Source organism: Geobacillus kaustophilus, assembly GCF_000948285.1.
GTDB classification, from domain to species: Bacteria; Bacillota; Bacilli; order Bacillales; family Anoxybacillaceae; genus Geobacillus; species Geobacillus thermoleovorans_A.
The window spans coordinates 1707365-1731621 of record NZ_JYBP01000003.1; the positions used below are offsets into that span (position 1 = coordinate 1707365).

A 24257-nucleotide genomic window follows, 5' to 3' on the forward strand; every position below is an offset into this window, starting at 1 on the left:
CCTTTATATTCACTCCAGCCTTTCGCTACTATTGTACCACTTTTCTGACAAGGAAACTACCATTATAAACGCCTTTTTCAGCCGGCGCCGTGCATGCCCTGTCTTCTATTCTAGGATACGCAGAGCCGAAACTCAGTGATATTCGTCACTCCGGCAAATGGGCGTAGAAGTTGCCGAATAAAAATCGGGCCGCCTGCTCGGCGGAGTAATGCTTGTACAACTCGTTGACAAGCCTCGCATATTCCCTTGCCGTTCCAAGGCCCGCGACCGTCTCCGTTATGCCATCGAAGTCGGAGCCGAACCCGACGTTTTGTTCCCCTCCGAGCGCGCATATATGGTCGAGATGACGAAGCACATCGGCGATCGTGGCCTCGTTTTTGTCCATCGTCAAAAAATACGGAACGAAATTCACGCCGATCATGCCGTCTTTTTCAATCAGCGCGTTGATTTGTTCATCGGTTAAGTTCCGCGGGTGCGGGCATAGACGATAAGCGTTGGAATGGGAAGCAATGGGAAACCGAGCCATCTCGATGACATCCCAAAACGCTTTCTCCGATAAGTGGGACACATCGACCCATCGTTTCGCTTCATTCAGCAGTTCCACGACTTGCCGGCCAAACGCCGTCAACCCAGCCCCGCGCTTCTCCCATGCCCCATCGGCGACGGCGTTCGGAAAGTTCCACGTTAATCCGACGGAAGCAACGCCAAGCCGAAGAAGCGTCTTCAGCTTGACAAGGTTCGAGCCGATCGCATCGCACCCTTCCAGCGTCAACATGGCGCCGATCTCCCCTTCTTTCAAGGAAGCGATATCATGTTTGGTCCGCACGAACTTCATGGATGGAAACGCTTCGATCACACGGGCAAAGAAGATGTCCACCATCTCGAGCGCCACAGTGAACCGAGCTTCCTCTGGCACTGTTTCCGGTATGTAGACGGCAAAGCATTGCACTTTCACCCCTGCTTCCGCCATCCCAGAAAGAGTGACGTGAAGGGAAGCTCCGTCGTAAAACGACAGAGACCGATCTTGCCATAACTTCATCAACACATCACAATGGGCATCAAAGATCATTCCGTTTCCCCCTTTGAAAAAGCAAAAAATAACCTGCCTGCCTTCGCCGACGAAGGCGTCAACAGGTTATGGCCGCCATTGTCCAATCATCCAATTAACGAGGTTCGACAATCAATTTGATCGCCGTTCGCTCTTCTCCGTCGATGATAATATCCGTAAACGCCGGAATGCAAATCAAGTCCATGCCGCTCGGTGCGACAAACCCTCGTGCGATCGCTACTGCTTTAACGGCTTGGTTCAATGCACCTGCGCCGATCGCCTGAATTTCCGCCGCGCCGCGCTCGCGCAACACCCCGGCAAGTGCACCAGCTACAGAGTTCGGATTCGATTTTGCTGAAACTTTTAATATTTCCATTTTCTAGCTCCTCCCTCGTTTCCTTGGAAAATGGATTTCGCGAAAAGGTCTTCATTGTAACTATATTCACTGTTTCGACAACTATTCCTGCAAGGAAGGAGCTTGTTTTTTAAAATTTTAAAAAAACGAACTATTCGAAATAAGGGTGGTCATCGTTAATGATCAACCGTTCGATGCGAAGCGCCCGTCCGCTCTTTTCGTCCACATCGACATAAACGGCGTTCAGCTGGCTTCTTCCTTCCTTGACGCCGAAACGAACCGGCAGCCCGGTTAGAAATTTGCGCAGCACCGCCTCGCGATCGACGCCTAAAATGCCATCGTACGGTCCGGTCATGCCGACATCGGTAATGTACGCCGTGCCTTTGGGCAAAATGCGGTTATCGGCCGTCTGGACGTGTGTATGCGTGCCGATGAGCGCGGATACACGGCCGTCTAAGTACCAGCCCATCGCCTGTTTTTCGCTTGTCGCCTCAGCATGGAAATCGACGATGATGACCGGCGTGCGCGCCGAAGCGTCGGCGATCAATTCATCCGCTTTTTGAAACGGGCAGTCAATGGCCGGCAAAAACGCTCGTCCTTGCAAATTGATGACCGCCGCCTCGCCGTGCTCGGTCGGCACGTAGACGATCCCTTTTCCCGGCGTGCCAGGCGGGTAATTGGCCGGGCGGATGAGCGCCTTCGCTTGGTCGATAAACTCAAAAATATCGCGTTTGTCCCATGCGTGGTTGCCCAACGTGATCACATGAGCCCCCCAAGCGAGGAGCGCCCGGTAAATCGGTTCAGTGATCCCTTTCCCGCCGGCGGCGTTTTCGCCGTTGATCACCACAACGTCCGGCTGGTGTTTTTCCTTCAGCTTTGGCAAATAGTGCTCCACCATTTTTTGCCCCGGCGAACCGACGACGTCGCCGATAAATAAAATTCTCATCCCTGATCCCTTTCTAAACGAAAAATATCGCCTTGCGCCCATCTCCGCATCGTTATACCCTCCTATTTTACGCACAAAAAAAGAAAGTGGCAATAGCCACTTTATTTCGCGTATTCGACCGCCCGCGTTTCGCGGATGACCGTCACTTTAATATGGCCCGGGTAATCGAGCTCTTCTTCGATTCGTTTGCGGATGTCGCGCGCCAGCCGGTGCGCTTCAAAATCGTCGATCATATCTGGTTTGACCATAATGCGCACTTCACGCCCAGCTTGAATGGCGTACGATTTTTCAACGCCTTCGTACGATTCAGCGATTTCTTCAAGCTTCTCTAGGCGGCGGATATAGTTTTCCAGCGTTTCGCTGCGCGCCCCCGGCCGCGCCGCCGACAGCGCATCGGCCGCCGCAACGAGCACAGCGATGACCGACGTCGGTTCCGTATCGCCATGGTGGGAAGCGATGCTGTTGATGACGACGGGATGTTCTTTATACTTCGTCGCCAGCTCGACGCCGATTTCCACATGGCTTCCTTCCACTTCGTGGTCGATCGCTTTGCCAATGTCATGAAGCAAGCCGGCCCGGCGCGCCAGCATTTCGTCCTCCCCGAGCTCGGCCGCCATCAGTCCGGCTAAAAACGCCACTTCCACCGAGTGTTTTAAGACGTTTTGCCCGTAGCTCGTTCGGAACTTGAGCCGCCCTAAAATTTTGATCAAATCCGGATGCAAGCCATGAACACCGACTTCAAACGTCGTCTGTTCGCCGACTTCGCGGATATGCTCATCCACTTCGCGGCGCGCCTTTTCGACCATTTCCTCAATGCGCGCCGGATGGATGCGGCCATCCTGCACAAGCTTATCGAGCGCGATGCGTGCTGTCTCGCGGCGGATCGGGTCAAATCCGGACAAAATGACCGCTTCCGGCGTATCGTCGATGATCAAATCGATGCCGGTCAACGTCTCGAGCGTGCGGATGTTCCGCCCTTCCCGTCCGATGATCCGCCCTTTCATTTCGTCGTTCGGCAAATTGACGACGGAAACAGTCGTTTCGGCGACATGGTCGGCGGCGCAACGTTGGATGGCAAGCGACAAAATCGCCTTTGCCCGTTTGTCTGCCTCCTCTTTCGCCCGCGTTTCCGCCTCTTTGATCATCATCGCAATCTCATGCGACAGCTCTTTCTCAACGCGCTCTAAAATGAGCTGGCGGGCATCGTCGCGCGTCAGGCCGGAAATGCGTTCAAGTTCGGCTTGTTGTTGTTTGACGAGCGCTTCCACTTTGCTTTCCATTTGTTCAATATGCTGTTGTCTTTCGTTCAACGCTTCTTCCTTTGCCTCAAGCAACGCCTCACGTTTGTTGAGCGCTTCATCTTTGCGGTCGAGATTTTCCTCCTTTTGCATCAGGCGGTTTTCTTGTTTTTGGAGCTCGCTTCTCCGGTCGCGGATATCACGCTCCGCCTCCGTACGCAGTTTATGAATCTCGTCTTTCGCTTCGAGAAGCGCCTCTTTTTTCAAGGCGTCCGCCTCGCGTTTCGCCTCCTCAATCAGCTGTTTGGCAGCGGCTTTCGCTCCGCCGATTTTCGCTTCGGCAATCGATTTGCGAACAAAAAAGCCAACAACGGCACCAATGACTAAGGCAAGCAAAGCGGAGATGATGATCGAACCCATCGTTTCACCTCCTCTTGCTGTTCGGTTTCCTTTCGCTCTCTCTTCTCACCGCCATGACCGGCGCAGATGGACATTCCCGTTTTCAATGCATTAGCTCAGTCGCTTGGCATAGCAATCGCCCGCGCGGCCTTCCGCACGAAGGCGGTCCGCCGCAGCGGGCGGGCGTATGGCCCTGCCGCGCGTATGGACAAATATACATGTTCATTGTAAAGGCGGCAATAGGAATTGTCAAGATATTACACCGACGCGCCTAGAGGATGACAACGGGACAAGACCGTTCCACACGCCGTCCTTTTTAGGCTTACCGCTCTCCTTGGCAGGCCGAACGGATGGAAAAAGGCGCCCCGGCAGCTTGCCAGGACGCCTTGGGCCGTTATTCTTCAAGCAATCCGAACCTGTCTTGTTGCGGTTCGCTCGTTCCCTCTTCGACGTCGATGCCGTAATGCTGGCGGATGGCGCGGGCGATCTCATCGGCGATGTGCGGGTTTTCCTTCAAAAATTGCTTCGCGTTCTCCCGCCCTTGGCCAAGCCGCTCGTCTTTGTACGAATACCACGAACCGCTTTTTTGCACAATGTCAAGTTCGGACGCCATGTCGATAATTTCCCCTTCGCGGGAAATGCCTTCGCCGTACATAATGTCGACGTCAGCCGTTTTAAACGGCGGCGCGACTTTGTTTTTGACGACTTTGATTTTCGTCTTGTTGCCGACCATATCGTTGCCTTGCTTGATTTGCTCAGCGCGGCGCACCTCTAGGCGGACGGAAGCGTAAAATTTGAGCGCCCGCCCGCCCGGCGTCGTTTCGGGGTTGCCGAACATGACGCCGACTTTTTCGCGAATTTGGTTGATGAAGATGGCGATCGTTTTCGATTTGTTAATGGCGCCAGACAGCTTGCGAAGCGCCTGCGACATAAGCCGTGCTTGCAAGCCGACATGGGCGTCGCCCATCTCCCCTTCAATTTCCGCTTTCGGCACGAGCGCCGCCACCGAGTCGATGACGATAATATCGACCGCGCCGCTTCGCACGAGCGCTTCAGCGATTTCGAGCGCCTGCTCTCCCGTGTCAGGCTGGGAAAGCAACAATTCATCGATATTGACCCCTAATTTTTGTGCGTAAATCGGATCGAGCGCATGCTCTGCGTCGATGAAAGCTGCTTGCCCGCCCCGCTTTTGCACTTCAGCGATCGCGTGAAGGGCAACGGTCGTTTTTCCGGACGATTCCGGGCCGTAAATTTCCACAATCCGCCCGCGCGGATAGCCGCCGACACCTAACGCGATGTCGAGCGCCAGCGAACCGCTCGGCACGACCGACACTTTGCGGTCGACTTGCTCGCCGAGCTTCATGATGGCCCCCTTGCCAAACTGTCGTTCAATTTGTTTTAATGCCTGCTCCAATGCAGCTTGACGATCTTGGTTCACTAACCTACTCCTCCTTATTCTAGGACTACTTAATACTATACCGCGTTTTGCGGCCATTGCCAAGCAAAAAACGAACGTTCATTCGTTTTTTCGGTGGAGAAACTAGCAACAATCGCCATACTCATTGCGGTGGAGAATGGAGAAGGAGGGGGCGGCCGATCAGCAGTCGGCCGCGAGCATCTCAAGCAGGAAAAAGCAGCCGTATTTGGCGGCGCGGATGCGAATGGCATCACGCGTGCCGGACAGCGTCAGACGGTGGACAGTCGCATCGCGCCCGCGGACGGCGATGCCGATATACATGGTGCCGGGCGGGTGGCCCTCAAGCGGATCGGGTCCGGCGACACCGGTGAAGCTGATGCCGATATCCGCATCGCACATCGCGCGGACGTTTTCAGCAAGCAAACGGGCGCACGGCCCGCTCACCGCCCCTTCTGCCTCAAGCAGCGGGCGCGGTATGCCAAGCACCTGTTCTTTGACGCGATTTGTATAGCAGACGACACCGCCCTGCACGACTTGCGACGCGCCGGGGGCGGCGGTGAGCTGTTCGAGGAAAAGGCCTCCGGTCAAACTTTCGGCCGACGCGATCGTCCATCCTTTTTCTTTTAACCGCTCGAGCGTCTTTGTAAACAACGTTTCATCGTTATATCCGTAGCAGTAGCGGTCGACGCGCGCCAAAATGGCCGCTTCCACTTCGTCAAGAAGCCGCTTCGCCTCCGCCTCATCCTGATGCTTCGCTGTCAGACGCAGCATTACTTCACCGTCGCCGGCCAGCGGCGCGATCGTCGGGTTCGACTGGGCGTCGATCAAATCCGCAATCGCCGTTTCAAGCGCTGATTCGCCGATGCCAAAAAAACGGAGCACGCGCGACTCGATGCGTTCGGAAAGCGAAAACGTGCGGCGCAAAAAGGCGCTTCCGTATTTTTGGAACATCGGCTGCATTTCATTCGGCGGCCCAGGCAGCAGCATGTACGTGATGCCATTGACCGAGAGCGCCATCCCTGGCGCCATGCCGTGCTCGTTTTTCAGCACCGTCGATCCTTCCAAGACGAGCGCCTGCTTTTTATTGTTTTCCGTCATCGGCCGGTTTGTGCGGGCAAAATACGCCTCAATCGCTCGGAGCGCTTCCTCGTCGATCACGAGCCGGCGGCCAAGCAAACGGGCGATCGTCTCCTTCGTTAAATCGTCTTTCGTCGGGCCGAGGCCGCCGGTGAAAATAATGAGGTTGGCTCTCGTTTGCGCCGTTTTCACCGCCTGCTCGAGGCGGACGGTGTTGTCGCCGACGACGGTATGGAAATAGACGTTAATGCCAAGCATCGCCAGCTGTTGCGACAAAAACTGGGCGTTCGTATTGGCGATTTGCCCAAGCAGCAGCTCAGAGCCGACGGCAATGATCTCCGCATTCAACGAACCTTCTCCTCCTTTTTCGACCGGCTATTTCGAATGGGAAAACGCATGTTTATTTTTCGCGAAATAATCCCATCCGGACCAAATCGTGAAAATGACTGCCACCCACAACGCCAAATCAGCAAACGGGAACGGAATGAGCGAGAATGGGAAATTATGTAACAATAAAGCGGAAACGGCGACAATTTGCGTCCATGTTTTGATTTTACCGAGCATGTTGGCGGCGACGACTTCCCCCTCGCCGGCCAGCACGAGCCGCAAGCCGGTGACGGCAAACTCACGGCTGATGATGACAATCACCATCCACGCCGGAACGGCCCCGAGCTCGACAAGCACGATAAGCGCCGCCGACACAAGCAATTTATCGGCAAGCGGATCTAAAAATTTTCCTAAATTCGTCACCAACCCGTATTTGCGGGCATAGTAGCCATCGATCCAGTCCGTCGCTGAAGCGATGATGAAAATGAGCGCGCCGGCAAGATGGGCAACCGGAAGCTCTGTCCCGCCGATTTGGATGCTTCCCCACCCGAACGGAACGAGCATCACCATCAAGAAAAACGGGATGAGCATAATGCGCGCTACCGTAATTTTATTCGGCAAGTTCACCACAAATACCTCCGCTCATTCAACATAGTTCAGTCCGTGCGAAAAGCAGGCGCCTTCCTGCGGAAAAGCGCCCTGTTCCATTATTTCTTCAACACGAAATGCAACTTTTGGTATACTTCCTCTTTCGGGGCAAACGGATAGGCAAACGGCTGGCCGTTTACCTTCATGTCGACGTCCAGTGTACGCCCGATTTTCACCCACACTTCGCTTTCGGCCGACAAATCGAACGTTTTCGTCTGCCCGCTTGCCAAGTTGCCGCGGTAAAACGTATGGCCTTTCGCATTGTATACTTCGACCCATGACGTTCCTTTGGATGAAAGCTCGATGGAAAACGGGCCGGAGCTGGCGACTTCAATCGTCGCCGTGTTGCCGCGCTTTTTTGTCACATTCATCGCCGGCGCCGGCTGTTCATTTTGTTGTCCGTTTTCATTCGTTGCCTTCTCGTCCGCTTCCTTCGCCGGCTGCTTTTGTTTTGCCTGCTCAAGCGGCGAATGTTTCGGTTTTTCGACCTCCGCTGTTTTTGGGCTTGTCTTTGTCGGCGGTTCATTTGCGGTGCCGCGCTGGAGCAGCACCCAAACGAGGACAGCCGCCCCGATGACGACCACCGCGACAATCACTTTCGGCAGCCAATCGAGCCATTTCGCCCCCTCGGCAGACAGTTGCTGACGCGTCTTCACGCGCGACAGCGTCTGCGGAATGTCATCTTGATAAGACTGGGGAATGTCCTGTTTATACTGTTCAAACAGCTCATCCGGATCAAGTCCGACCGCTTCAGCATATTGCCGGATGAAGGCCCGCACATAAAAATTCCCGGGCATGATGGCATAGTTGCCTTCTTCGATGCCGATCAAATACCGCTTTTGAATTTTCGTCATCTCCTGCAGCTCGTCCAAACTCATATTTTTTTCTTCCCGTGCTTCCCGCAAACGTTTTCCTAGTTCCGTCAACGGCCAACACCTTCCACTTTTTTTAAATTAAAACCCAAATTCGGAAAACCCGTCATCGCCCAACAATGACGGGCGGTCAATCGCTTCGTAGGAAATATCTTCGTCCGGTTCATGGCGCAACTCAATAATATAATCAAAATCATCGAGCGTGTATTCCGTATGGCGAACAAATATGTCCGGATGCTCGACGACTTTCGTCGCCTCAAGGCGCATGAGCTCACGGATGAGCTGCCAGTGCTGCTCATTCCCGCGGCGCGTTGAGACGATGCCGTCGATAATGAAAATGTTGTCCTCGCTATACTCATCTTCCATCAACTGCGTGCGAACCGTCTGTTTAATCAGCGTTGATGAAACAAACAGCCATCGTTTGTTGGCGCACACGCTGGCGGCGACGATCGACTCTGTCTTGCCGACGCGCGGCATCCCGCGGATGCCGATTAGCTTATGCCCTTTTTCTTTAAAAAGTTCCGCCATAAAATCGACAAGCAGTCCAAGTTCATCGCGGACGAAGCGGAACGTTTTTTTGTCATCGGCATCGCGCTGGATATAACGGCCGTGGCGGACGGCAAGGCGGTCGAGCAGCTTCGGCTGGCGCAGCTTCGTCACCGTAATGTTGTCCATCGTCCGCAAGATCGTCGCCAACCGTTCAATTTGCTCGTTATTGTCGCACAAAAGCAACATGCCGCGGCGCGAATCCCGTACACCGTTGATCGTTACGATGTTAATGGACAACATACCGAGCAGCGAAGCAACGTCGCCGAGCAACCCCGGGCGGTTGACATGAATTTCATATTCCAAATACCATTCCTGCCTGCCCATCCCGTTTCCTCCCTTGCCGGTGTCCGCACGAACATCTTATGCTAAGTTCATACTACTATAATTATAAATGGAAAAGCAACCGAAAAGGAGGAAGAAAAAAGAGAGGGAGACCCCTCTCTTTTACCGGGTGATTATTTTTGTTGGACCAGCTTGACCATCATGTTGGCAAGGGCGTGCTGCTCTTTTTCATCCGCAACGCTCCAAAGATCAGCGAGCACCCGTTCTTCCGGGTTTTTCGGGTCGACGTGTTTCGCCAAATAATCCCCGATTTGGTAAGCGACATCTGTGATCACTTGCTGAGTCAATCCTTGCTGTTGCGCTTGTTCTAAACGTTCCGCCAAAAAGTCTTTCCATTGTTCAAAGTTATCCAGTACCGACATGTCAATCCCTCCTTGTTGAATGTTTCAAGGATAGTTTGCCTGCCGAACCGGAAAATATACGTTCAACAATACCAGCCGCCGTTGACGGAAATGACTTGGCCGGTGATATACGAAGCGGCATCAGACAGCAAAAACGCCACCGTTTCCGCCACCTCATCCGGGGTGCCGAGCCGGCCGGCTGGAATTTCGTCAGTGAGCGCTTCCAGCTCCTCAGGACGAAACACCCGCAGCATATCGGTATCAATCGCCCCCGGTGCAACAGCGTTGACGCGAATGCCGCTTGGGGCAAGCTCCTTGGCCAGCGCCTTGGCAAACGCGTTCTGCCCTCCCTTTGTCATCGAGTACACCGCCTCGCATGAAGCGCCGCACAATCCCCAAATCGAGGAAATGAACACAATATGACCGCGCTTTCTCGCCACCATTGATGGGGTCAGCCTTTTGATGAGCAACGCCGGGCTTGTCATGTGAAGCCGCACCATCCGCTCGATTAATTCATCGTTCATGTCGGTCAACAATCCGTAATAGCTTGCACCGCTGTTGTAAACGATGGCATCAACCGGGCGATCGATTTGCGAAACGAGCTTTTCCACCCCATCCAGTGCCGACAAATCGGCCTCAATCGGCACAATATGCACATCGTTAAGCTCTTCTTTCAGCGCTTCAACAGGCGCCCGTCGCCGATAGTAATGGAGAAAAAGTCCGTACCCCTCCCGAGCGAGCACACGAGCGATGCTTTGTCCGATGCCTCCAGAGGCTCCAGTGATCAAGGCGTAGCGCATGAAACCATCCTCTCCTTTTTGCCGCAAAAAAGCATCCTTCTCAGGAAGGATGCCTTATTGCCCTTTTGGAACGACTTCGCAAACCGCGATTTGCGAATCGCGGAAGCAAGAAGAGGCAACCGCCGCGATATCGTCCATGGCAAGGGATGAAAGCGCCGGCAAAATGTCAAACAAGTTGGATCCGTAAAACGCGTAGCGCGTAAACTGGTTGGCGATGTATTCCGGCGAGTTGAGCGCGCGCAAAAAGGCGCCGATTTTTTTCTTTTTCACCCGTTCAAATTCTTCCTTTTTTATAGTCTCCGCGGCAAACGACAGCAGCACCGTTTGAATTTCCGAAGCGAGCCGTTCAGCGTCCCTCGTGTCACCGCCGACCAAAGCAAAACCGAATCCACGCTCTTCCGTATAGTCGTACATGAACGTATCATCGATCAGCCCTTCGCGGTACAGCCGTTCATAATGCGGCGAGCTTTTTCCAAACAAATAGTCCAATGCAACGTGGAAGGCAATCTCATGCCGAAGTTTTTGTTCACCGGCTTCCGGAACGGACGGCGCTTTGATGCCGACAAAGCATTTGTTCGTCTGCACATGCATCGGAATCACTTTTTTCTTTTCCGCTACTGCGCTCGGTTCTTCATACGCAAAACGCTTCACTTCCGGGGCTTGCGGGAACGACTTTTTCGCCTGGTTATCGCGGATTTGCTGCATGATTTTTTGTTCATCGACCGGGCCGACGACAAACAAAAGCATGTTGCTCGGATGGTAAAACGTTTCATAGCATTCATACAGCAGCTCTTTCGTTATTTGGGCGATTGATTCAACTGTGCCGGCGATGTCGATTTTGACCGGATGGCTGTGATACATGCTTTCGATGGCGCCGAAATAGACGCGCCAATCCGGGTTGTCGTCATACATTCGGATTTCCTGGCCGATGATCCCTTTTTCTTTTTCCACTGTTTTGTCAGAAAAGTACGGGGTTTGCACAAAGTCCATCAACGTTTCCAAGTTTTTCTCGACGTTGTCGGTGCTTGAGAACAAATAGGCGGTGCGGGTGAACGTCGTAAAGGCGTTCGCTGAGGCGCCTTGTTTGCTGAACTGTTGGAAAACATCTCCGTTTTCTTTTTCAAACAGTTTATGCTCCAAAAAATGGGCGATGCCGTCCGGAACGCGCTTCATCTCCGTTTTACCGAGCGGGACGAACTGGTTGTCGACCGAACCGTAGTTCGTGGTGAATGTCGCATACGTTTTGTTGAATCCTTTTTTCGGCAAAATGTACACGTCAAGGCCGTTGTCCATTTTTTCATAAAACAGCTCTTCGTGCAGCGTCTCATACACCCGTTTTTCCATCTTCCGTCGCCTCCATTCCGGTCAAAAAGTACACCGTATCGAGCTCCACCTTGTCAGCGACGCGCACCACATCCTCGCGCGTCACTTGATCGGTGCAGGCAATCCATTCATCGATTGGGCGCTTTCGCGTTGAGACGACGTTATGGTACAACACCTCCACAAGCCCGCGCGGCGTATCGAGCGTCTCAAGCAGCTGGTTGCGGATGACCGCTTTCGTCTGCGCCATTTCGTCATCTGTGAAATCGCCGTTTTTCATCGCCTGCATTTGCTCATCGATGATGCGGCGCGCCTTCTCATAGTTGGCCGGTTCAATGCCGGACATGACCATAAGCAGCCCTTTATGGCTCTCAAGCCGTGAGGCGGCATAATAGGCAAGGCTCGCCTTCTCGCGGACGTTGATGAACAGTTTCGAATGGGAAAACCCCCCAAAAATGCCATTAAACATTTGCAAGGCGTAATAATCGTCATCTTCATACGTCACATTTGTCCGATAGCCAATGTTGAGCTTTCCTTGCTTCACGTCCTGCCGCTCAATGACTTCGCGAACTTCCCTGCGCGGCTTGACAGAGGTCATCGAGGCGCGCTCCCGCTTTGGGCGGTCCGGCAAAGAAAAGCGCTGCTTCACCGCGTTGAGCACCGCGTCTTCAGCCACGTCGCCAATGACATATAGATCCAGCTCATCCTCGGCCAGCGCTCGTTCATAATAGCGATACAGCCCTTCCGCCGTGATGCCGTCCACGTCTTCAAGCTCGCCGTTTGGCGAGAGGGCGTACGGTTCGCCTTTGCACATTTCTTCTACAAGGCGCATATTCGCATAGCGCATTTTGTCATCATACACCGCCTGAATGCGTTGACGGAGCGCCCGCTTTTCCTGCTCAACAATGTCAGCGACAAACCGGCTGCCATCAAGCGCCGGGCGGAACAGAAGATCGGCCAAGAGCTGAAACGCTTTCGCCAAAAGCGGCGTTTGCTCCGGCAAAAATCGTTCATTGGCGACATCGATGCGAATCGTCATGATATGATGTTCGCCTTTTTTCGTTAAATCGACGTTCAGCGTCGCTCCGTACAGTTCATCCAAATAGGTGCGCAGCGCCTTAACGCTTGGATAGTCGGCCGTGCCGCTTTGCAAGACGTATGGCAAAAGCGCGCGCAGCGTGACCGTTTCTTTAGCAAGAGGGGCCTTCATTTTCCAAACGATCGTGTTCGTTTTGTACTTATCGGTCGAAATCGTATGGACGCGAACCGGTCCGACCGCTGTGACTTTTTCGTCGACCAATCCAACTCCTCCTTACTTTTTCTCTTTGCAAACATGCATTATCTTTATTGTAAAGCGTCTTATCAACAATATACCTTTTGCCAATGGAAAAATGCAAATCATTCCATTCAGCAAAAAACGGCCGTCCGTTTTTCGGACAGCCGCTTTCGTCATCGTTTTCCTTTGATGTATGGCGTGCCGGCCGCTTTCGGCGCCTCAGCACGGCCGATGAAGCCCGCCAGCGCCAAAATCGTGAGTGCATACGGGGCGATGAGCAAGTAAACGGTCGGGACGTTTTTCAAGAACGGAATCGTTTGCCCGACGATGCTTAAGCTTTGCGCCAACCCGAAAAAGAGCGCCGCCCCCATCGCGCCGATCGGATGCCATTTGCCGAAAATCATCGCCGCAAGCGCCATAAATCCGTGCCCGGAAATCGTCGCATGGCTGAAATCGCGGGAAATGATCGTCGCGTATACCGCACCGCCCAAGCCGCCGAGCGCGCCGCTGATCATGACAGCGATGTAGCGCATTTTGGCGACATGAATCCCCATCGTATCCGCCGCCATCGGATGTTCGCCGACCGCGCGCAGCCGCAGGCCAAACGGCGTTTTGTAAATGACATACCATGATACAAACGCCAGCGCAATAGCGATATACGACGGCGCGTACGCGTTAGAAAACAACAGCGGCCCGATGACGGGAATGTCGCTTAACACCGGCACGTCAATTTTGTCAAACCCGACTTGAATTTGGTCCGTCTGCCCCTTGCCGTACATTTTTTTCACTAAAAACAGCGACAGGCCAAGCGCCAAAAAGTTGATCGCCACCCCGCTTACGACTTGGTCGGCGCGAAAGGTGACCGACGCGACAGCGTGCAGCAGGGAAAATACAGCGCCGACCACCATGGCAGCCAATAAGGCAAGCCACGGCGTCCATTCGCCAAACCGATCGGCAAACGTCAAATTAAAGACAATGCCGACAAACGCGCCGATGGTCATCAATCCTTCAAGCCCGATGTTGACGACGCCGGACCGTTCGCTAAACACGCCGCCAAGGGCGGTGAAAATGAGAGGAGCCGCAAAGAAAATCGTTGTCGGGACAATCGTTTGCAAGACGTCATACACGCTCACTTACTCCGCCCCCTTTTGCCAACGAGATAACAGCCAGCGGATCATGTAGCTGGATGCAACAAAGAAAATGATGAGCGCGATAATAATATCGACAAGCTCGGTCGGCACGCCGGCGCTTGACGGCATTTCCAACGCCCCGACTTTCAAGGCCCCAAACAACAAGGCGGAGAGCAAAATGCCAAACGCGTTGTTTCCTCCGATCAAGGCAACCGCGATGCCATCAAATCCAAGGCCGGTAAAGCCGGCTTTCGTCGAGATGTTTCCAAATGTGCCAAGCCCCTCCATCGCCCCGGCGACGCCGGCAAAAGCGCCGGAGATGACCATCGCTAAAATGATGTTGGCGCGCACATTCATGCCCGCGTACTGTGACGCATGCTGATTGAACCCGACCGCCCGCAGCTCAAACCCTTTTGTCGTCCGCTCAAGCAAAAACCACATGACAAATGCGGCGGCGACAGCGATGAAAACGCCGTAATGCATGGTGGAATGATGCGTAATGGCATCAAAAAAGTCGGAGTGAAGCGATGCGCTTTCTTTCACCGGCTTTGATTTAAATCCCTCATCAGACAAAACGGAACGGATGATGGCGTTCGTTACATGCAAAGCAATATAGTTCATCATGATCGTAATAATGACTTCGTGCACTTTTAAATACGCCTTCAGCACACCCGGAATCAAGCCCCATAGCGCCCCGGCCAACGCGGCGGCCAACAAGGCAAGCGGCAAATGGATGATTTTGGGCAAATCAAAGGACACCCCGACCCAGACGGCAGCGAGCCAGCCGACGATCAGCTGCCCTTCAACCCCGATGTTAAACAAGCCGGTGCGAAAGGCAAACGCCACCGCCAAGCCCGTTAAAATGTATGGCGTCGTCTGGCGGATCGTTTCGCCGATATAGTACGTATCGCCAAACGCCCCGTACACGAGAGCGCCAAAGCCGGCGATCGGGTTGTAGCCGCTTGCAAGCATCACGATCGAACCAGCGATCATGCCAAGAAGAACAGCCAACAACGGTATCAAAAATTGCTGGAGACGATTCGACTTCATCACGACACACCTGCTTCCTTCCGTTTGCTTCCAGCCATCAACAGCCCGAGCTCCTGTTCGGTTGTTTCTTTCGGATCAACGATGGCGACGATGTTTCCTTCGTAAATGACAGCGATCCGGTCGCTGACGTTCATCACTTCGTCAAGCTCAAACGAGACGAGCAGCACCGCTTTCCCGCGGTCTCGCTGTTCAATGAGCCGCTTATGAATAAATTCGATCGCTCCAACATCAAGCCCCCTCGTCGGCTGGGCGGCGATCAACAAGTCCGGATCGCGGTCGACTTCACGGCCGATGATCGCTTTTTGCTGGTTTCCGCCCGATAGCGCCCGCGCCTTCGTATATTCATCTGGCGTGCGCACGTCAAATTCGCGGATGAGCTGACGCGCTTTTTCGTAAATGGCTTGAAAATTCAACAGGCCCCGTTTCGAGTACGGCGGCTGATAGTACGTTTGTAGCACCATGTTTTCGCCGATCGGAAAGTCAAGGACAAGCCCGTGTTTATGCCGATCTTGCGGAATATGGCCGACGCCGGCTTCGATGATTTTGCGCGGCGGCAAATTCGTAATGTCTCGGCCGTTGAGGCGGATGATCCCTGATTCCGCTTTGATCAAGCCGGTTATGGCTTCAATGAGCTCGGTCTGGCCGTTGCCGTCGACTCCAGCAATGCCCACGATCTCGCCGGCGTGCACCGTCAAGTTCAAACCGTTGACCGCTTTGATCCCGCGCGCGTCCTTGACGACTAAATCTTGAATTTCCAACACCGGTTTCCCCGGCTCAGCCTGTTTCTTAGCGGTCGTAAACTGCACCTCGCGGCCGACCATGAGCGCCGCCAGTTCGTTCGGATTCGTCTCCGCCACATTGAGCGTCGCAATTCCTTTGCCGCGACGGATGACGGTGACGCGGTCGCACACTTCCATAATTTCTTTGAGTTTGTGCGTAATTAAAATGATGGATTTTCCCTCGCGGACGAGCGTGCGCATAATTTGCATGAGCTCGCGAATTTCCTGCGGCGTCAAGACTGCTGTCGGTTCGTCAAAAATCAAAATATCAGCGCCGCGGTAAAGCGTCTTTAAAATTTCCACGCGCTGCTGCATGCCGACGGAAATGTCGGCGATCTTCGCTGTCGGATCGACCGCCAGTCCATATCGTTCCGACAATTCGCGCACTTCCCGCTCCGCCCGCTTCATATCGATCGTTCCGGCCCGCGTCGGCTCGCTGCCTAAGATGATGTTTTCCGTCACGGTGAACGTATCGACGAGCATAAAGTGCTGATGCACCATGCCGATGCCAAGATCATTGGCGACGTTCGGGTCGGTGATGCGCACCGGCTTTCCTTTAACGCGGATTTCGCCGCCGTCCGGCTGGTATAACCCAAACAGCACGTTCATGAGCGTCGATTTGCCGGCCCCGTTTTCGCCAAGCAGAGCGTGTATCTCCCCCTTTTTCACTTGCAGCGTAATGTTGTCATTGGCGACAAACGCGCCAAACACCTTGCGGATATTGAGCATTTCAATCACGTATTCCAAGCGATTCACTCCTTACTCAAGCAAGGTCAAAATCACAAAATGAAAGGCGGCAGCGAAACAGCCGCCCTTCATTTCATGATTTTGAAGAAGGCTAGCAGCGCGCACTAGCCTTCTTCGCCGTTGTTCGTCACTTGATCGTCGCAGCGAATTGTTCATACTCTTTCCGGTTGGTCGGAACTTTCACTTCACCTTTGATGATTTTTTGCTTCCATTCGTCAACTGTTTTTAACACGTTCTCCGGAATGTTGTCTTGCGTCGGGGCAATGCCGACCCCATTTTCCGGCAACCCGTACTCAATCGTTTTGCCGCCTGGGAAGTCGCCCTCTTTCGCCCGTTTCGCCGTGTCATAGACAGCGACGTCGACGCGTTTCACCATCGAAGTGAGCGTTACGTTGTACGTTTTGCCGCCGACTTTCACTTCTCCCTCCGGCGCTTGGTCTTTGTCAACACCGATGACCCAAATTTCGCGGTTTGGATCTTTCTTCTTCAAATCTTTCGCTTCCGAGAAGACGCCGTTCCCAGTCGCTCCAGCTGCATGGTAGATGATGTCGATGCCAGACGCGTACATGCTCGAGGCGATCGCTTTCCCTTTATCCGCTTGGTCGAACGCCCCGGCGTATTGCACTTCCACAGTCGCCTTCGGATTGACCGCTTTCACGCCGGCGCGGAATCCGCTTTCGAATTTTTCGATCAACGGAATCTCCATCCCGCCGACAAAGCCGATTTTATTCGTTTTCGTCATCAGCCCAGCGACAACGCCGACAAGGAACGAGCCTTCATGCTCCTTGAACGTGATGCTGGCGACATTCGGCTCGTCAACGACGGTGTCGACAATGGCGAAATGTTTTTTCGGGTTTTGCTTGGCGACCTCTTTCACCGCATCGCCCATCAAATACCCGATGCCGTAAATCAAGTCAAAGTCGCTGCGCACGAGCTTGTTTAAATTCGTCGCGTAATCGGCGTCGCTCGATGACTGCAAATAGTCATAGCCGCCGCGGCCTTTTTCAAGTCCATTGTCTTTGCCGAACTTTTGAAGCCCTTCCCAAGCCGACTGGTTGAACGATTTGTCATCAATGCCGCCGACGTCGGTGACCATAGCGACGCTGAACGTATCTTTCTGATTGCCGCCTCCCGCATTGTTGCCGGCTTGTCCGCAGGCGCTAAGCAGCGTGCCGGCGGCAAACAGGACGGACAACACCAACCCGATTCGCTTTTTCACATTCATTACCCCCTAGCTTGAAAATTTGTTCCTTAATTAGTATAAAGCTTCCGCTCTCTTTCTATGTACCCATTTTCACCCCCTTAAAAGCTGAACCGCTTCCGCATGACATGGAAGCTGAACTTGTCGGAGCGGAAGTAGTTGACGGAATAAAAAATCGGCTCATCGTTTTTATCGAAATGCATTTGCTTGAGCACAAGCAGCGCCGTTTCCGGGTCGCATTGCAAAATCGGCGACACTTTTTCATGATAGCCGAGCGGCACGATGCGCGCGACCGCATAGGCGATATCACGATGCGTTTGGTTGTGCAAGTTTTCAAACAGCGACTCATGTTCATAGGAGATGCCCTTCGGCAAATATTTACATAAAATTTTATCCAAACAATAAACGACTGGCTCCCCATCGGCGGTGCGCACCCGCTCGATGAGCAACAAATTCTCGTCCGGCCGGCATTGGAAGCGGCGCATATCGTCTTCCGTCGGCTGTTGGATGGAGGAAGACAAAAAAATCGTTCCTGGCTTGCGCCCCGCTTGACGAATCATATCCGTGACGCTTGAGAGCTGCTCGATGCCGGACGTAAACAGCGGACGGGCGTTGACAAACGTTCCGACGCCGTGGCGGCGGATGATGATGTTTTCTTCTTCAAGCACCCGCAGCGCTTCCCTCAATGTCGCCCGGCTGACGCCAAGCTGTTTGGCGAGTTCAAACTCGGACGGCAGTTTTTGCTTTTCTTTGTACACTCCCGTTTCAATATCGCGCTTGATGCGATCAATCACTTGCAAGTAAAGGTGGCGGCTGTCTGATTTGATTGACATGACAACGTCCTCCGTGTTACGCATTCCCGTTGAGATCAGACCTCTGACATTAGACATATAACCTTTTTGAGATTACTATATCATTTTTTACTGGGCAAATAAATAGGTGATATCAAATTTTGTCGAAGAAAAAGAAATAGGATTGGTAACGCTTCCAATAAGATGTATGATTGAGCGGGCAGGCTTTTTTCGCCCGCCCTTTTTCCCATTTATGATGTCTTTTTTAAATCTTCCTTCGACCAAAGAACGGCGCGCGGCTTGCTTCCTTCATACGGGCCGACGACGCCGCGCTCCTCCATGGCATCAATGAGCCGAGCGGCGCGATTGTAACCGATGCGGAAGCGGCGCTGCAGCATCGAGACGGAGGCGCTTTGCATTTCAACGACAAGACGGACTGCTTCATCGTACAACTCGTCTTCAAGAGCTGAGGAAGAGGGTTCGCTGTCTTCGACGAACATCTCCTCATAATATTGCGCCTGCTGCTGTCCGATGACAAACCGAACGACTTCTTCCACCTCTTGGTCGGAGACAAACGCCCCTTGGACGCGCACTGGTTTTGAGGCCCCCATCGGCAAAAACAGCATATCGCCGCGGCCGAGCAGTTTTTCCGCCCCGCCCATATCCAAAATGGTGCGCGAGTCGATTTGCGATGATACACTGAAGGCGATGCGCGACGGAATGTTCGCTTTGATGACGCCGGTGATGACGTCCACCGACGGGCGCTGGGTGGCGATGATCAAATGGATGCCAGCGGCGCGCGCCATTTGCGCCAAACGGGTAATCGCCTCTTCCACATCCGAGGAAGCCACCATCATCAAGTCGGCCAATTCGTCGATGATCACGACGATGTATGGCAAAAGCGGCTGCTGTTCCGACGCCGTTTCGTTATGGTGGCGGATATGCTCGTTATACCCTTCAATGTTGCGCGTGCCGGTATGCGAGAACAGCTCGTAGCGCCGCTCCATTTCTTGGACGACTTTTTTCAGCGCCTGGGCCGCTTTTTTCGCGTCGGTGACGACTGGCGTCAATAAATGAGGAACACCGTTGTACACACTTAACTCGACCATTTTCGGATCGATCATCATCAGCTTCACCTCATGCGGCTTCGTGCGCATGAGCAGGCTGACGATAATGCCGTTGATGCAGACGCTTTTGCCGCTGCCGGTCGCGCCGGCGATCAACAAATGCGGCATTTTGTTTAGTTCCGCAGCGACGACTTCACCGGAAATGTCGCGCCCAAGCGGAATCAAAAGCTTCGCCTTGTCCCTTGTATGCTCAATGGCTTCCAGCACTTCGCGCAGCGAAACAGTGGCGATCTCTTCATTTGGCACTTCGATGCCGATCGCGGACTTGCCGGGGATCGGCGCTTCAATGCGAATGTCTTTCGCCGCCAAAGCGAGCGCCAAATCGTCGCTCAAACTGACAATTTTGCTCACTTTCACCCCGACGTCCGGATACACTTCATATTTCGTCACCGCCGGACCGAGGTGCACTTGCGTCACTTTCGCCTTGACGCCGAAGCTTTGGAACGTTTTCTCCAGTTTTCGCGCGTTGGCGTAAATGTTCGCATGATCGGCCGATTGCCCGGCCGGCTTCGGCAGGCGAAGCAAATCAAGCGGCGGCAGGTCGTAATTGGTGTTTTCATGCTCGGAAAACGCAAGCGGCGGCGCCGGTTTGTCCTCCTCCCCCCCACTGTCGCCTTCCACCAGTGGATTCTTCTCTTCTTCCGGCTCAGCGGCCGACCGGACCGCAGCAAAATCGGAAATGATCGGCGGCGGGGAAAACAGTTCCTCATCCGGCTCGACGCTGCTTGCTTCAGCCGGCTCGTCTTCCCGCTTTGCAGCCGCCCGCCGTGAGCGTCGGCTTCGTCCGCCGCTTTCCTTGCGCTTCCTCCCCGCCCGCCATTGCTTTATATCTTCGACAAACGCCAACCATTCTTTTCGCACAAACGCTGCGGCAAAAGCAACCCATTTGCCGGCTGTCTCGCGCAGCGATTTCCCGGTCAGCACGACAAAGCCGACGATGAACAGAAGGAAACAAATCCATTTCGTCCCGGGCGAATCGAACAGCTGGTAGCTGGCGGCAAATAACAGCGCGCCGACCATTCCGCCCCCTAAATCCACATCGGCCGCCTTGCCGCTTGCTTCGTTCCAAAACAGCCCCCACGTCGTCCGAATGATGCTCGGATCAAGCTCGCCGCGCCGCGACATGAGTTCAAACAGCTTGTCATGGCTCAAAAGCAGGAGCGCCGCGGCGATGGACGAAGCGCCGACAAACGGGCGGCCCGTCCATGACGGCCACTCCCTCCGCCACATGAGGATGAGCGATAATATGAAAAGTCCGCCTACTAATAGCATGTACCATTCGCCGAAAAAAAAGCGACCCACAAGCACGAGCGTCTCCCCGACAAGCCCGAGGCGGGCCATCGCAACGACGGCGACCGCGAGCAAGCCAAGTCCGATCAATTCAAAGCGGATTGTTTCCGTCCATGGCTGCGTTTTTGACGGCTTCCCTTTTCTTCTTCGCTTTCGTTTCGCCATGATCGTTCACTCCAGCATGAATGAATTGGCAAGCCGGAAAAAAGCAGCCAACAATGGCTGCTTTTTTCCGTTTGTTTACTATTATATCATGAACGGCCGAACAATTCATTACGATGTTGCCGCAGAAGTCGGAAATCGCGCCCCAGGTGCATATTTGGCGTTTAAAAAATGGAACGGATTCGTGCTTAAGTTTTGCACGATTTCATATTCTCCCGTTTCTACAGATTGGACGAGAAACGGAATGCCATCGTAATACACCATTTTCCGCTTCTCATAAACAGCGGCATCGACCGGAAAAATCAAATGTTCGGGCATGATCGTATACAAAATCATTGAATCATCTTCCCTTCCCCGTTTTTCCTCATCGCGATCAGCTCGCGCAGCTTCGCCATCGCTTGGGACACGCCCCCGACTTCATCGATGAGCCCGTACCGGACGGCGTCAGGTCCAACGACGTTCGTGCCGATGTCGCGCGTCAAATTGCCTTTGGAAAACATGAGCTCTTTAAACTTTTCCTCACTGATCTTCGAATGTTTCGTCACGAAGCGGACGACGCGCTCCTGCATTTTATCCAAGTACTCAAACGTCTGCGGTACGCCGATGACAAGCCCCGTCAAACGGATCGGATGAATCGTCATCGTCGCCGTCTCCGTGATGAACGAATAGTTGCACGACACAGCGATCGGCACGCCGATCGAATGGCCGCCGCCAAGCACAACGGAAACAGTCGGTTTCGAGAGCGAGGCGAGCATTTCAGCAATGGCGAGCCCTGCTTCCACATCGCCGCCGACCGTATTTAAAATGACGAGCAGTCCTTCAATTTTCGGGTTTTGCTCGATGGCCACAATCTGTGGAATGACGTGCTCGTATTTCGTCGCCTTGTTTTGCGGCGGCAGCTGAATATGCCCTTCAATCTGTCCGACGATGGTCAAACAATGAATATTCGTATCGGGATCCATTTGCGGGACATTCGTCTGCCCAAGCTGGGTGATGGTGGCAGTCGCTTCCTCGGCCTTTGTTTCCGGCTGTTCGCCCTCGGTTTCCGCTTGAAAATAACGTTCCTTCTCCATCCATTTCGTCTCCTTTCTTGTCGATCATACGCTTAGTATGGCCGAAAGAAAAAAGAAAAATGCCGGCAACGGCTGATCATTTCCGGCATTTTCCAGTCGACTTTGAGCATGATTGCATTATACTTCCATAATAATAGGCAAGATCATTGGTCTCCGCTTCGTTTTTTCAAATAAAAACTGGCCTAACGCTTCACGGATGTTCGCTTTCAACGACGACCATTCAAGCATGTATGATTCAAGGCAACGTTCGATGATTGCCGCCACCATTTTCTCCGCTTCCTCAAGCAGTGTCTCAGACTCGCGCATGTAGACGAACCCCCGCGAAATGATTTCCGGGCCGGCGGCGATCATTTTCGTTTCTTTATTCAGCGTGACGACGGCGATCAAAATGCCGTCCTGGGACAATAAGCGGCGGTCACGCAACACAATGTTGCCAACATCGCCAATGCCGAGGCCATCAATTAAAATGTTGCCGTACGGCACTTTGCCGCCGGGGCGGGCGGCGCCTCCGCGGAACTCGATCACTTCGCCTTTGTCGATTAAAAACGTCCGCTCCTCGGAGATGCCGACCGCCTTCGCCAACCGGGCATGCGCTTTTTGCATCCGATATTCCCCATGCACCGGAATAAAGTATTTTGGCTTCATTAAATTGAGCATCAACTTTAATTCTTCTTGGCAACCGTGCCCAGATACGTGCACTTGCCGGTCACGGTAAATCACGTTGGCGCCGGCCCGGTACAAGGCGTCGATCGTTTTCGCGAACCCAAGCTCATAGCCCGGCATGACGGATGCGGCGACGATGACGGTATCCCCTTCTTTGATGTTCACTTGTTTGTTCGCTTGACGCGCCATGCGCCAAAGCGCGCTCATCGGCTCGCCATGCCCGCCGGTTGTCAAAATGACGAGCTCGCGGTCATTGTAGCGATCGAGATCGTGCGCAGAAATCGTCACCTTGTCTGGAACGTGCAAATAGCCAAGGCGCACGGCGATGTCCATTACTTTATGCAGCGTTTTGCCGATGACTGCCACTTTACGCTCGGATTGGTGGGCGGCGTACAGCACCTGCTGGATGCGGGTGATGTTCGATGCGTAGCAGGCAACAAACACGCGTCCTTTCGCATGGCCGATCACGTCAGCGATCTCATAGGCGACCACCGTATCGGAGCCGCTGTAGCCGGGGCGCTCGGCGTTTGTGCTGTCCGACAAAAGACACAGCACCCCTTCTTCGCCGATTTGCGCCATTTTCCCGAAATCGGTGCGGTTGTTGCCGTACGGAGTTTGATCAAATTTAAAATCGCTCGTGTACACGATCGCACCTTGCGATGTATGCAGACTGATGCCGATCGAATCGGGAATGCTGTGGATCGTGCGGAAAAACGTCACTTTCGCCTTGTCAAACACGAGCTCCGCATCCGGATGAACTTCATTGAGCTTCGCGCCCGACACCCCTTGTTCTTTTAACAGCGCCTCCGCCAACCCGAGCGTCAGCTTCGTTCCGTATATCGGCACAGACAGCTGCTTGAGCACGTAGGCGATCGCCCCCATATGCTCCTCGTGTCCATGGGTGAGAAAAATGGCTTGAATGCGATGCTGCCGTTCAATCAAATATGTGATGTCCGGAATCACTTTGTCGATGCCGAGCATTTCGTCTTCCGGAAACATCACCCCGGCGTCGATGACAAAAATGTCCTCGTCCAATTCGACAACATACATGTTTTTGCCGATTTCTCCGACTCCCCCAAGGGCAAAAATGCGTATTTTCTCTACCGGCTTTATTTTCGATTTCAAGGCTGCGTCCTCCCAATTGTGATGCTAACCCGCTCAAAGTCACTTGCTTTTATTATAACGAATCGATGCTGAAAAACACAAGATGGTTCATTCACCAGCCAATGGATTTCACAGCCAAGGCAAAAAAAGGCCCCAACGCGCAAGCAAAGCGTTGGGGAATCGTT

General features: G+C 53.5%; 22 protein-coding genes. All 22 read right to left on the bottom strand.

Features of this window, described 5'->3' with window-relative positions; genetic code table 11:
• Positions 1-145: 145 nt before the first annotated feature.
• The 22 genes from LG52_RS08890 to LG52_RS08995 all read right to left on the bottom strand — a co-directional run bounded on the left by LG52_RS08890 (position 146) and on the right by LG52_RS08995 (position 24093).
• Entirely contained in the window at positions 146-1069 is a 924-nt protein-coding gene (locus LG52_RS08890; RefSeq protein ID WP_044731664.1) for a dipeptidase, read from the bottom strand.
• Between the two features lie 94 nt (positions 1070-1163).
• Positions 1164-1424: a stage V sporulation protein SpoVS gene (gene spoVS / locus LG52_RS08895; protein ID WP_003251598.1), complete on the bottom strand. Its 261-nt coding sequence runs from the start codon at positions 1422-1424 to the stop codon at positions 1164-1166.
• Positions 1425-1554: 130 nt separating this feature from the next.
• On the bottom strand, positions 1555-2349 hold the full coding sequence (locus LG52_RS08900; protein ID WP_044731665.1) for a TIGR00282 family metallophosphoesterase: 795 nt from the start codon (positions 2347-2349) through the stop codon (positions 1555-1557).
• A gap of 101 nt (positions 2350-2450) precedes the next feature.
• On the bottom strand, positions 2451-4007 hold the full coding sequence (gene rny, locus LG52_RS08905; protein WP_044731666.1) for a ribonuclease Y: 1557 nt from the start codon (positions 4005-4007) through the stop codon (positions 2451-2453).
• A gap of 373 nt (positions 4008-4380) precedes the next feature.
• Entirely contained in the window at positions 4381-5424 is a 1044-nt protein-coding gene (gene recA / locus LG52_RS08910) for a recombinase RecA (protein WP_044731667.1), read from the bottom strand.
• 159 nt (positions 5425-5583) lie between these two features.
• Positions 5584-6828 carry a competence/damage-inducible protein A gene (locus LG52_RS08915; protein ID WP_044731668.1) on the bottom strand — a complete coding sequence of 415 codons (1245 nt, stop codon included), beginning with the start codon at positions 6826-6828 and terminating at the stop codon, positions 5584-5586.
• 27 nt (positions 6829-6855) lie between these two features.
• Entirely contained in the window at positions 6856-7434 is a 579-nt protein-coding gene (gene pgsA, locus LG52_RS08920) for a CDP-diacylglycerol--glycerol-3-phosphate 3-phosphatidyltransferase (protein WP_044731669.1), read from the bottom strand.
• Positions 7435-7514: 80 nt separating this feature from the next.
• Positions 7515-8381 carry a helix-turn-helix domain-containing protein gene (locus tag LG52_RS08925; RefSeq protein WP_044731670.1) on the bottom strand — a complete coding sequence of 289 codons (867 nt, stop codon included), beginning with the start codon at positions 8379-8381 and terminating at the stop codon, positions 7515-7517.
• A gap of 27 nt (positions 8382-8408) precedes the next feature.
• Positions 8409-9200: a DUF3388 domain-containing protein gene (locus LG52_RS08930; protein ID WP_044731671.1), complete on the bottom strand. Its 792-nt coding sequence runs from the start codon at positions 9198-9200 to the stop codon at positions 8409-8411.
• Positions 9201-9331: 131 nt separating this feature from the next.
• Entirely contained in the window at positions 9332-9580 is a 249-nt protein-coding gene (locus LG52_RS08935) for a DUF3243 domain-containing protein (RefSeq protein WP_011230790.1), read from the bottom strand.
• Between the two features lie 62 nt (positions 9581-9642).
• The gene (ymfI, locus tag LG52_RS08940) at positions 9643-10359 is read right to left on the bottom strand and encodes an elongation factor P 5-aminopentanone reductase (protein ID WP_021322287.1); all 717 of its coding nucleotides are present in this window, start codon (positions 10357-10359) and stop codon (positions 9643-9645) included.
• Positions 10360-10413: 54 nt separating this feature from the next.
• On the bottom strand, positions 10414-11703 hold the full coding sequence (gene yfmH / locus LG52_RS08945) for an EF-P 5-aminopentanol modification-associated protein YfmH (RefSeq protein ID WP_044731672.1): 1290 nt from the start codon (positions 11701-11703) through the stop codon (positions 10414-10416).
• Positions 11684-12979, bottom strand: coding sequence for an EF-P 5-aminopentanol modification-associated protein YfmF (yfmF, locus tag LG52_RS08950; protein WP_044731673.1), 1296 nt, complete (start codon positions 12977-12979; stop codon positions 11684-11686). The genes yfmH and yfmF overlap by 20 nt, the downstream gene beginning before the upstream one ends.
• Before the next feature lie 149 nt (positions 12980-13128).
• On the bottom strand, positions 13129-14088 hold the full coding sequence (locus LG52_RS08955) for an ABC transporter permease (protein WP_011230786.1): 960 nt from the start codon (positions 14086-14088) through the stop codon (positions 13129-13131).
• A complete protein-coding gene (locus LG52_RS08960) occupies positions 14089-15135 on the bottom strand; it encodes an ABC transporter permease (RefSeq protein ID WP_044733174.1) in 1047 nt (348 codons plus the stop codon).
• The gene (locus LG52_RS08965) at positions 15135-16661 is read right to left on the bottom strand and encodes an ABC transporter ATP-binding protein (protein WP_044731674.1); all 1527 of its coding nucleotides are present in this window, start codon (positions 16659-16661) and stop codon (positions 15135-15137) included. The genes LG52_RS08960 and LG52_RS08965 overlap by 1 nt, the downstream gene beginning before the upstream one ends.
• Positions 16662-16788: 127 nt before the next feature.
• A complete protein-coding gene (locus LG52_RS08970; RefSeq protein WP_044733175.1) occupies positions 16789-17880 on the bottom strand; it encodes a BMP family lipoprotein in 1092 nt (363 codons plus the stop codon).
• A gap of 83 nt (positions 17881-17963) precedes the next feature.
• On the bottom strand, positions 17964-18695 hold the full coding sequence (locus LG52_RS08975) for a GntR family transcriptional regulator (protein WP_013145714.1): 732 nt from the start codon (positions 18693-18695) through the stop codon (positions 17964-17966).
• Between the two features lie 209 nt (positions 18696-18904).
• Positions 18905-21235 (bottom strand): FtsK/SpoIIIE family DNA translocase, encoded by a 2331-nt coding sequence (locus LG52_RS08980; RefSeq protein WP_044731675.1) that lies wholly within the window; start codon positions 21233-21235, stop codon positions 18905-18907.
• Positions 21236-21343: 108 nt separating this feature from the next.
• Positions 21344-21568, bottom strand: coding sequence for a YlzJ-like family protein (locus LG52_RS08985; protein ID WP_044731676.1), 225 nt, complete (start codon positions 21566-21568; stop codon positions 21344-21346).
• The gene (locus LG52_RS08990; RefSeq protein WP_044731677.1) at positions 21565-22305 is read right to left on the bottom strand and encodes a ClpP family protease; all 741 of its coding nucleotides are present in this window, start codon (positions 22303-22305) and stop codon (positions 21565-21567) included. Before LG52_RS08990 ends, LG52_RS08985 begins: the two co-directional genes overlap by 4 nt.
• Before the next feature lie 117 nt (positions 22306-22422).
• Entirely contained in the window at positions 22423-24093 is a 1671-nt protein-coding gene (locus LG52_RS08995) for a ribonuclease J (RefSeq protein WP_044731678.1), read from the bottom strand.
• Between the last annotated feature and the right edge of the window lie 164 nt (positions 24094-24257).

What these genes read in the sequence shown, in the direction of transcription:
- LG52_RS08890 (WP_044731664.1), bottom strand. Translation starts at nt 1,069, where the DNA reads ATGATCTTTGATGCCCATTGTGATGTGTTGATGAAGTTATGGCAAGAT.
- spoVS (WP_003251598.1), bottom strand. Translation starts at nt 1,424, where the DNA reads ATGGAAATATTAAAAGTTTCAGCAAAATCGAATCCGAACTCTGTAGCT.
- LG52_RS08900 (WP_044731665.1), bottom strand. Translation starts at nt 2,349, where the DNA reads ATGAGAATTTTATTTATCGGCGACGTCGTCGGTTCGCCGGGGCAAAAA.
- rny (WP_044731666.1), bottom strand. Translation starts at nt 4,007, where the DNA reads ATGGGTTCGATCATCATCTCCGCTTTGCTTGCCTTAGTCATTGGTGCC.
- LG52_RS08930 (WP_044731671.1), bottom strand. Translation starts at nt 9,200, where the DNA reads ATGGGCAGGCAGGAATGGTATTTGGAATATGAAATTCATGTCAACCGC.
- LG52_RS08935 (WP_011230790.1), bottom strand. Translation starts at nt 9,580, where the DNA reads ATGTCGGTACTGGATAACTTTGAACAATGGAAAGACTTTTTGGCGGAA.
- ymfI (WP_021322287.1), bottom strand. Translation starts at nt 10,359, where the DNA reads ATGCGCTACGCCTTGATCACTGGAGCCTCTGGAGGCATCGGACAAAGC.
- yfmH (WP_044731672.1), bottom strand. Translation starts at nt 11,703, where the DNA reads ATGGAAAAACGGGTGTATGAGACGCTGCACGAAGAGCTGTTTTATGAA.
- LG52_RS08960 (WP_044733174.1), bottom strand. Translation starts at nt 15,135, where the DNA reads ATGAAGTCGAATCGTCTCCAGCAATTTTTGATACCGTTGTTGGCTGTT.
- LG52_RS08975 (WP_013145714.1), bottom strand. Translation starts at nt 18,695, where the DNA reads ATGTCAATCAAATCAGACAGCCGCCACCTTTACTTGCAAGTGATTGAT.
- LG52_RS08980 (WP_044731675.1), bottom strand. Translation starts at nt 21,235, where the DNA reads ATGGCGAAACGAAAGCGAAGAAGAAAAGGGAAGCCGTCAAAAACGCAG.
- LG52_RS08985 (WP_044731676.1), bottom strand. Translation starts at nt 21,568, where the DNA reads ATGATTTTGTATACGATCATGCCCGAACATTTGATTTTTCCGGTCGAT.
- LG52_RS08990 (WP_044731677.1), bottom strand. Translation starts at nt 22,305, where the DNA reads ATGGAGAAGGAACGTTATTTTCAAGCGGAAACCGAGGGCGAACAGCCG.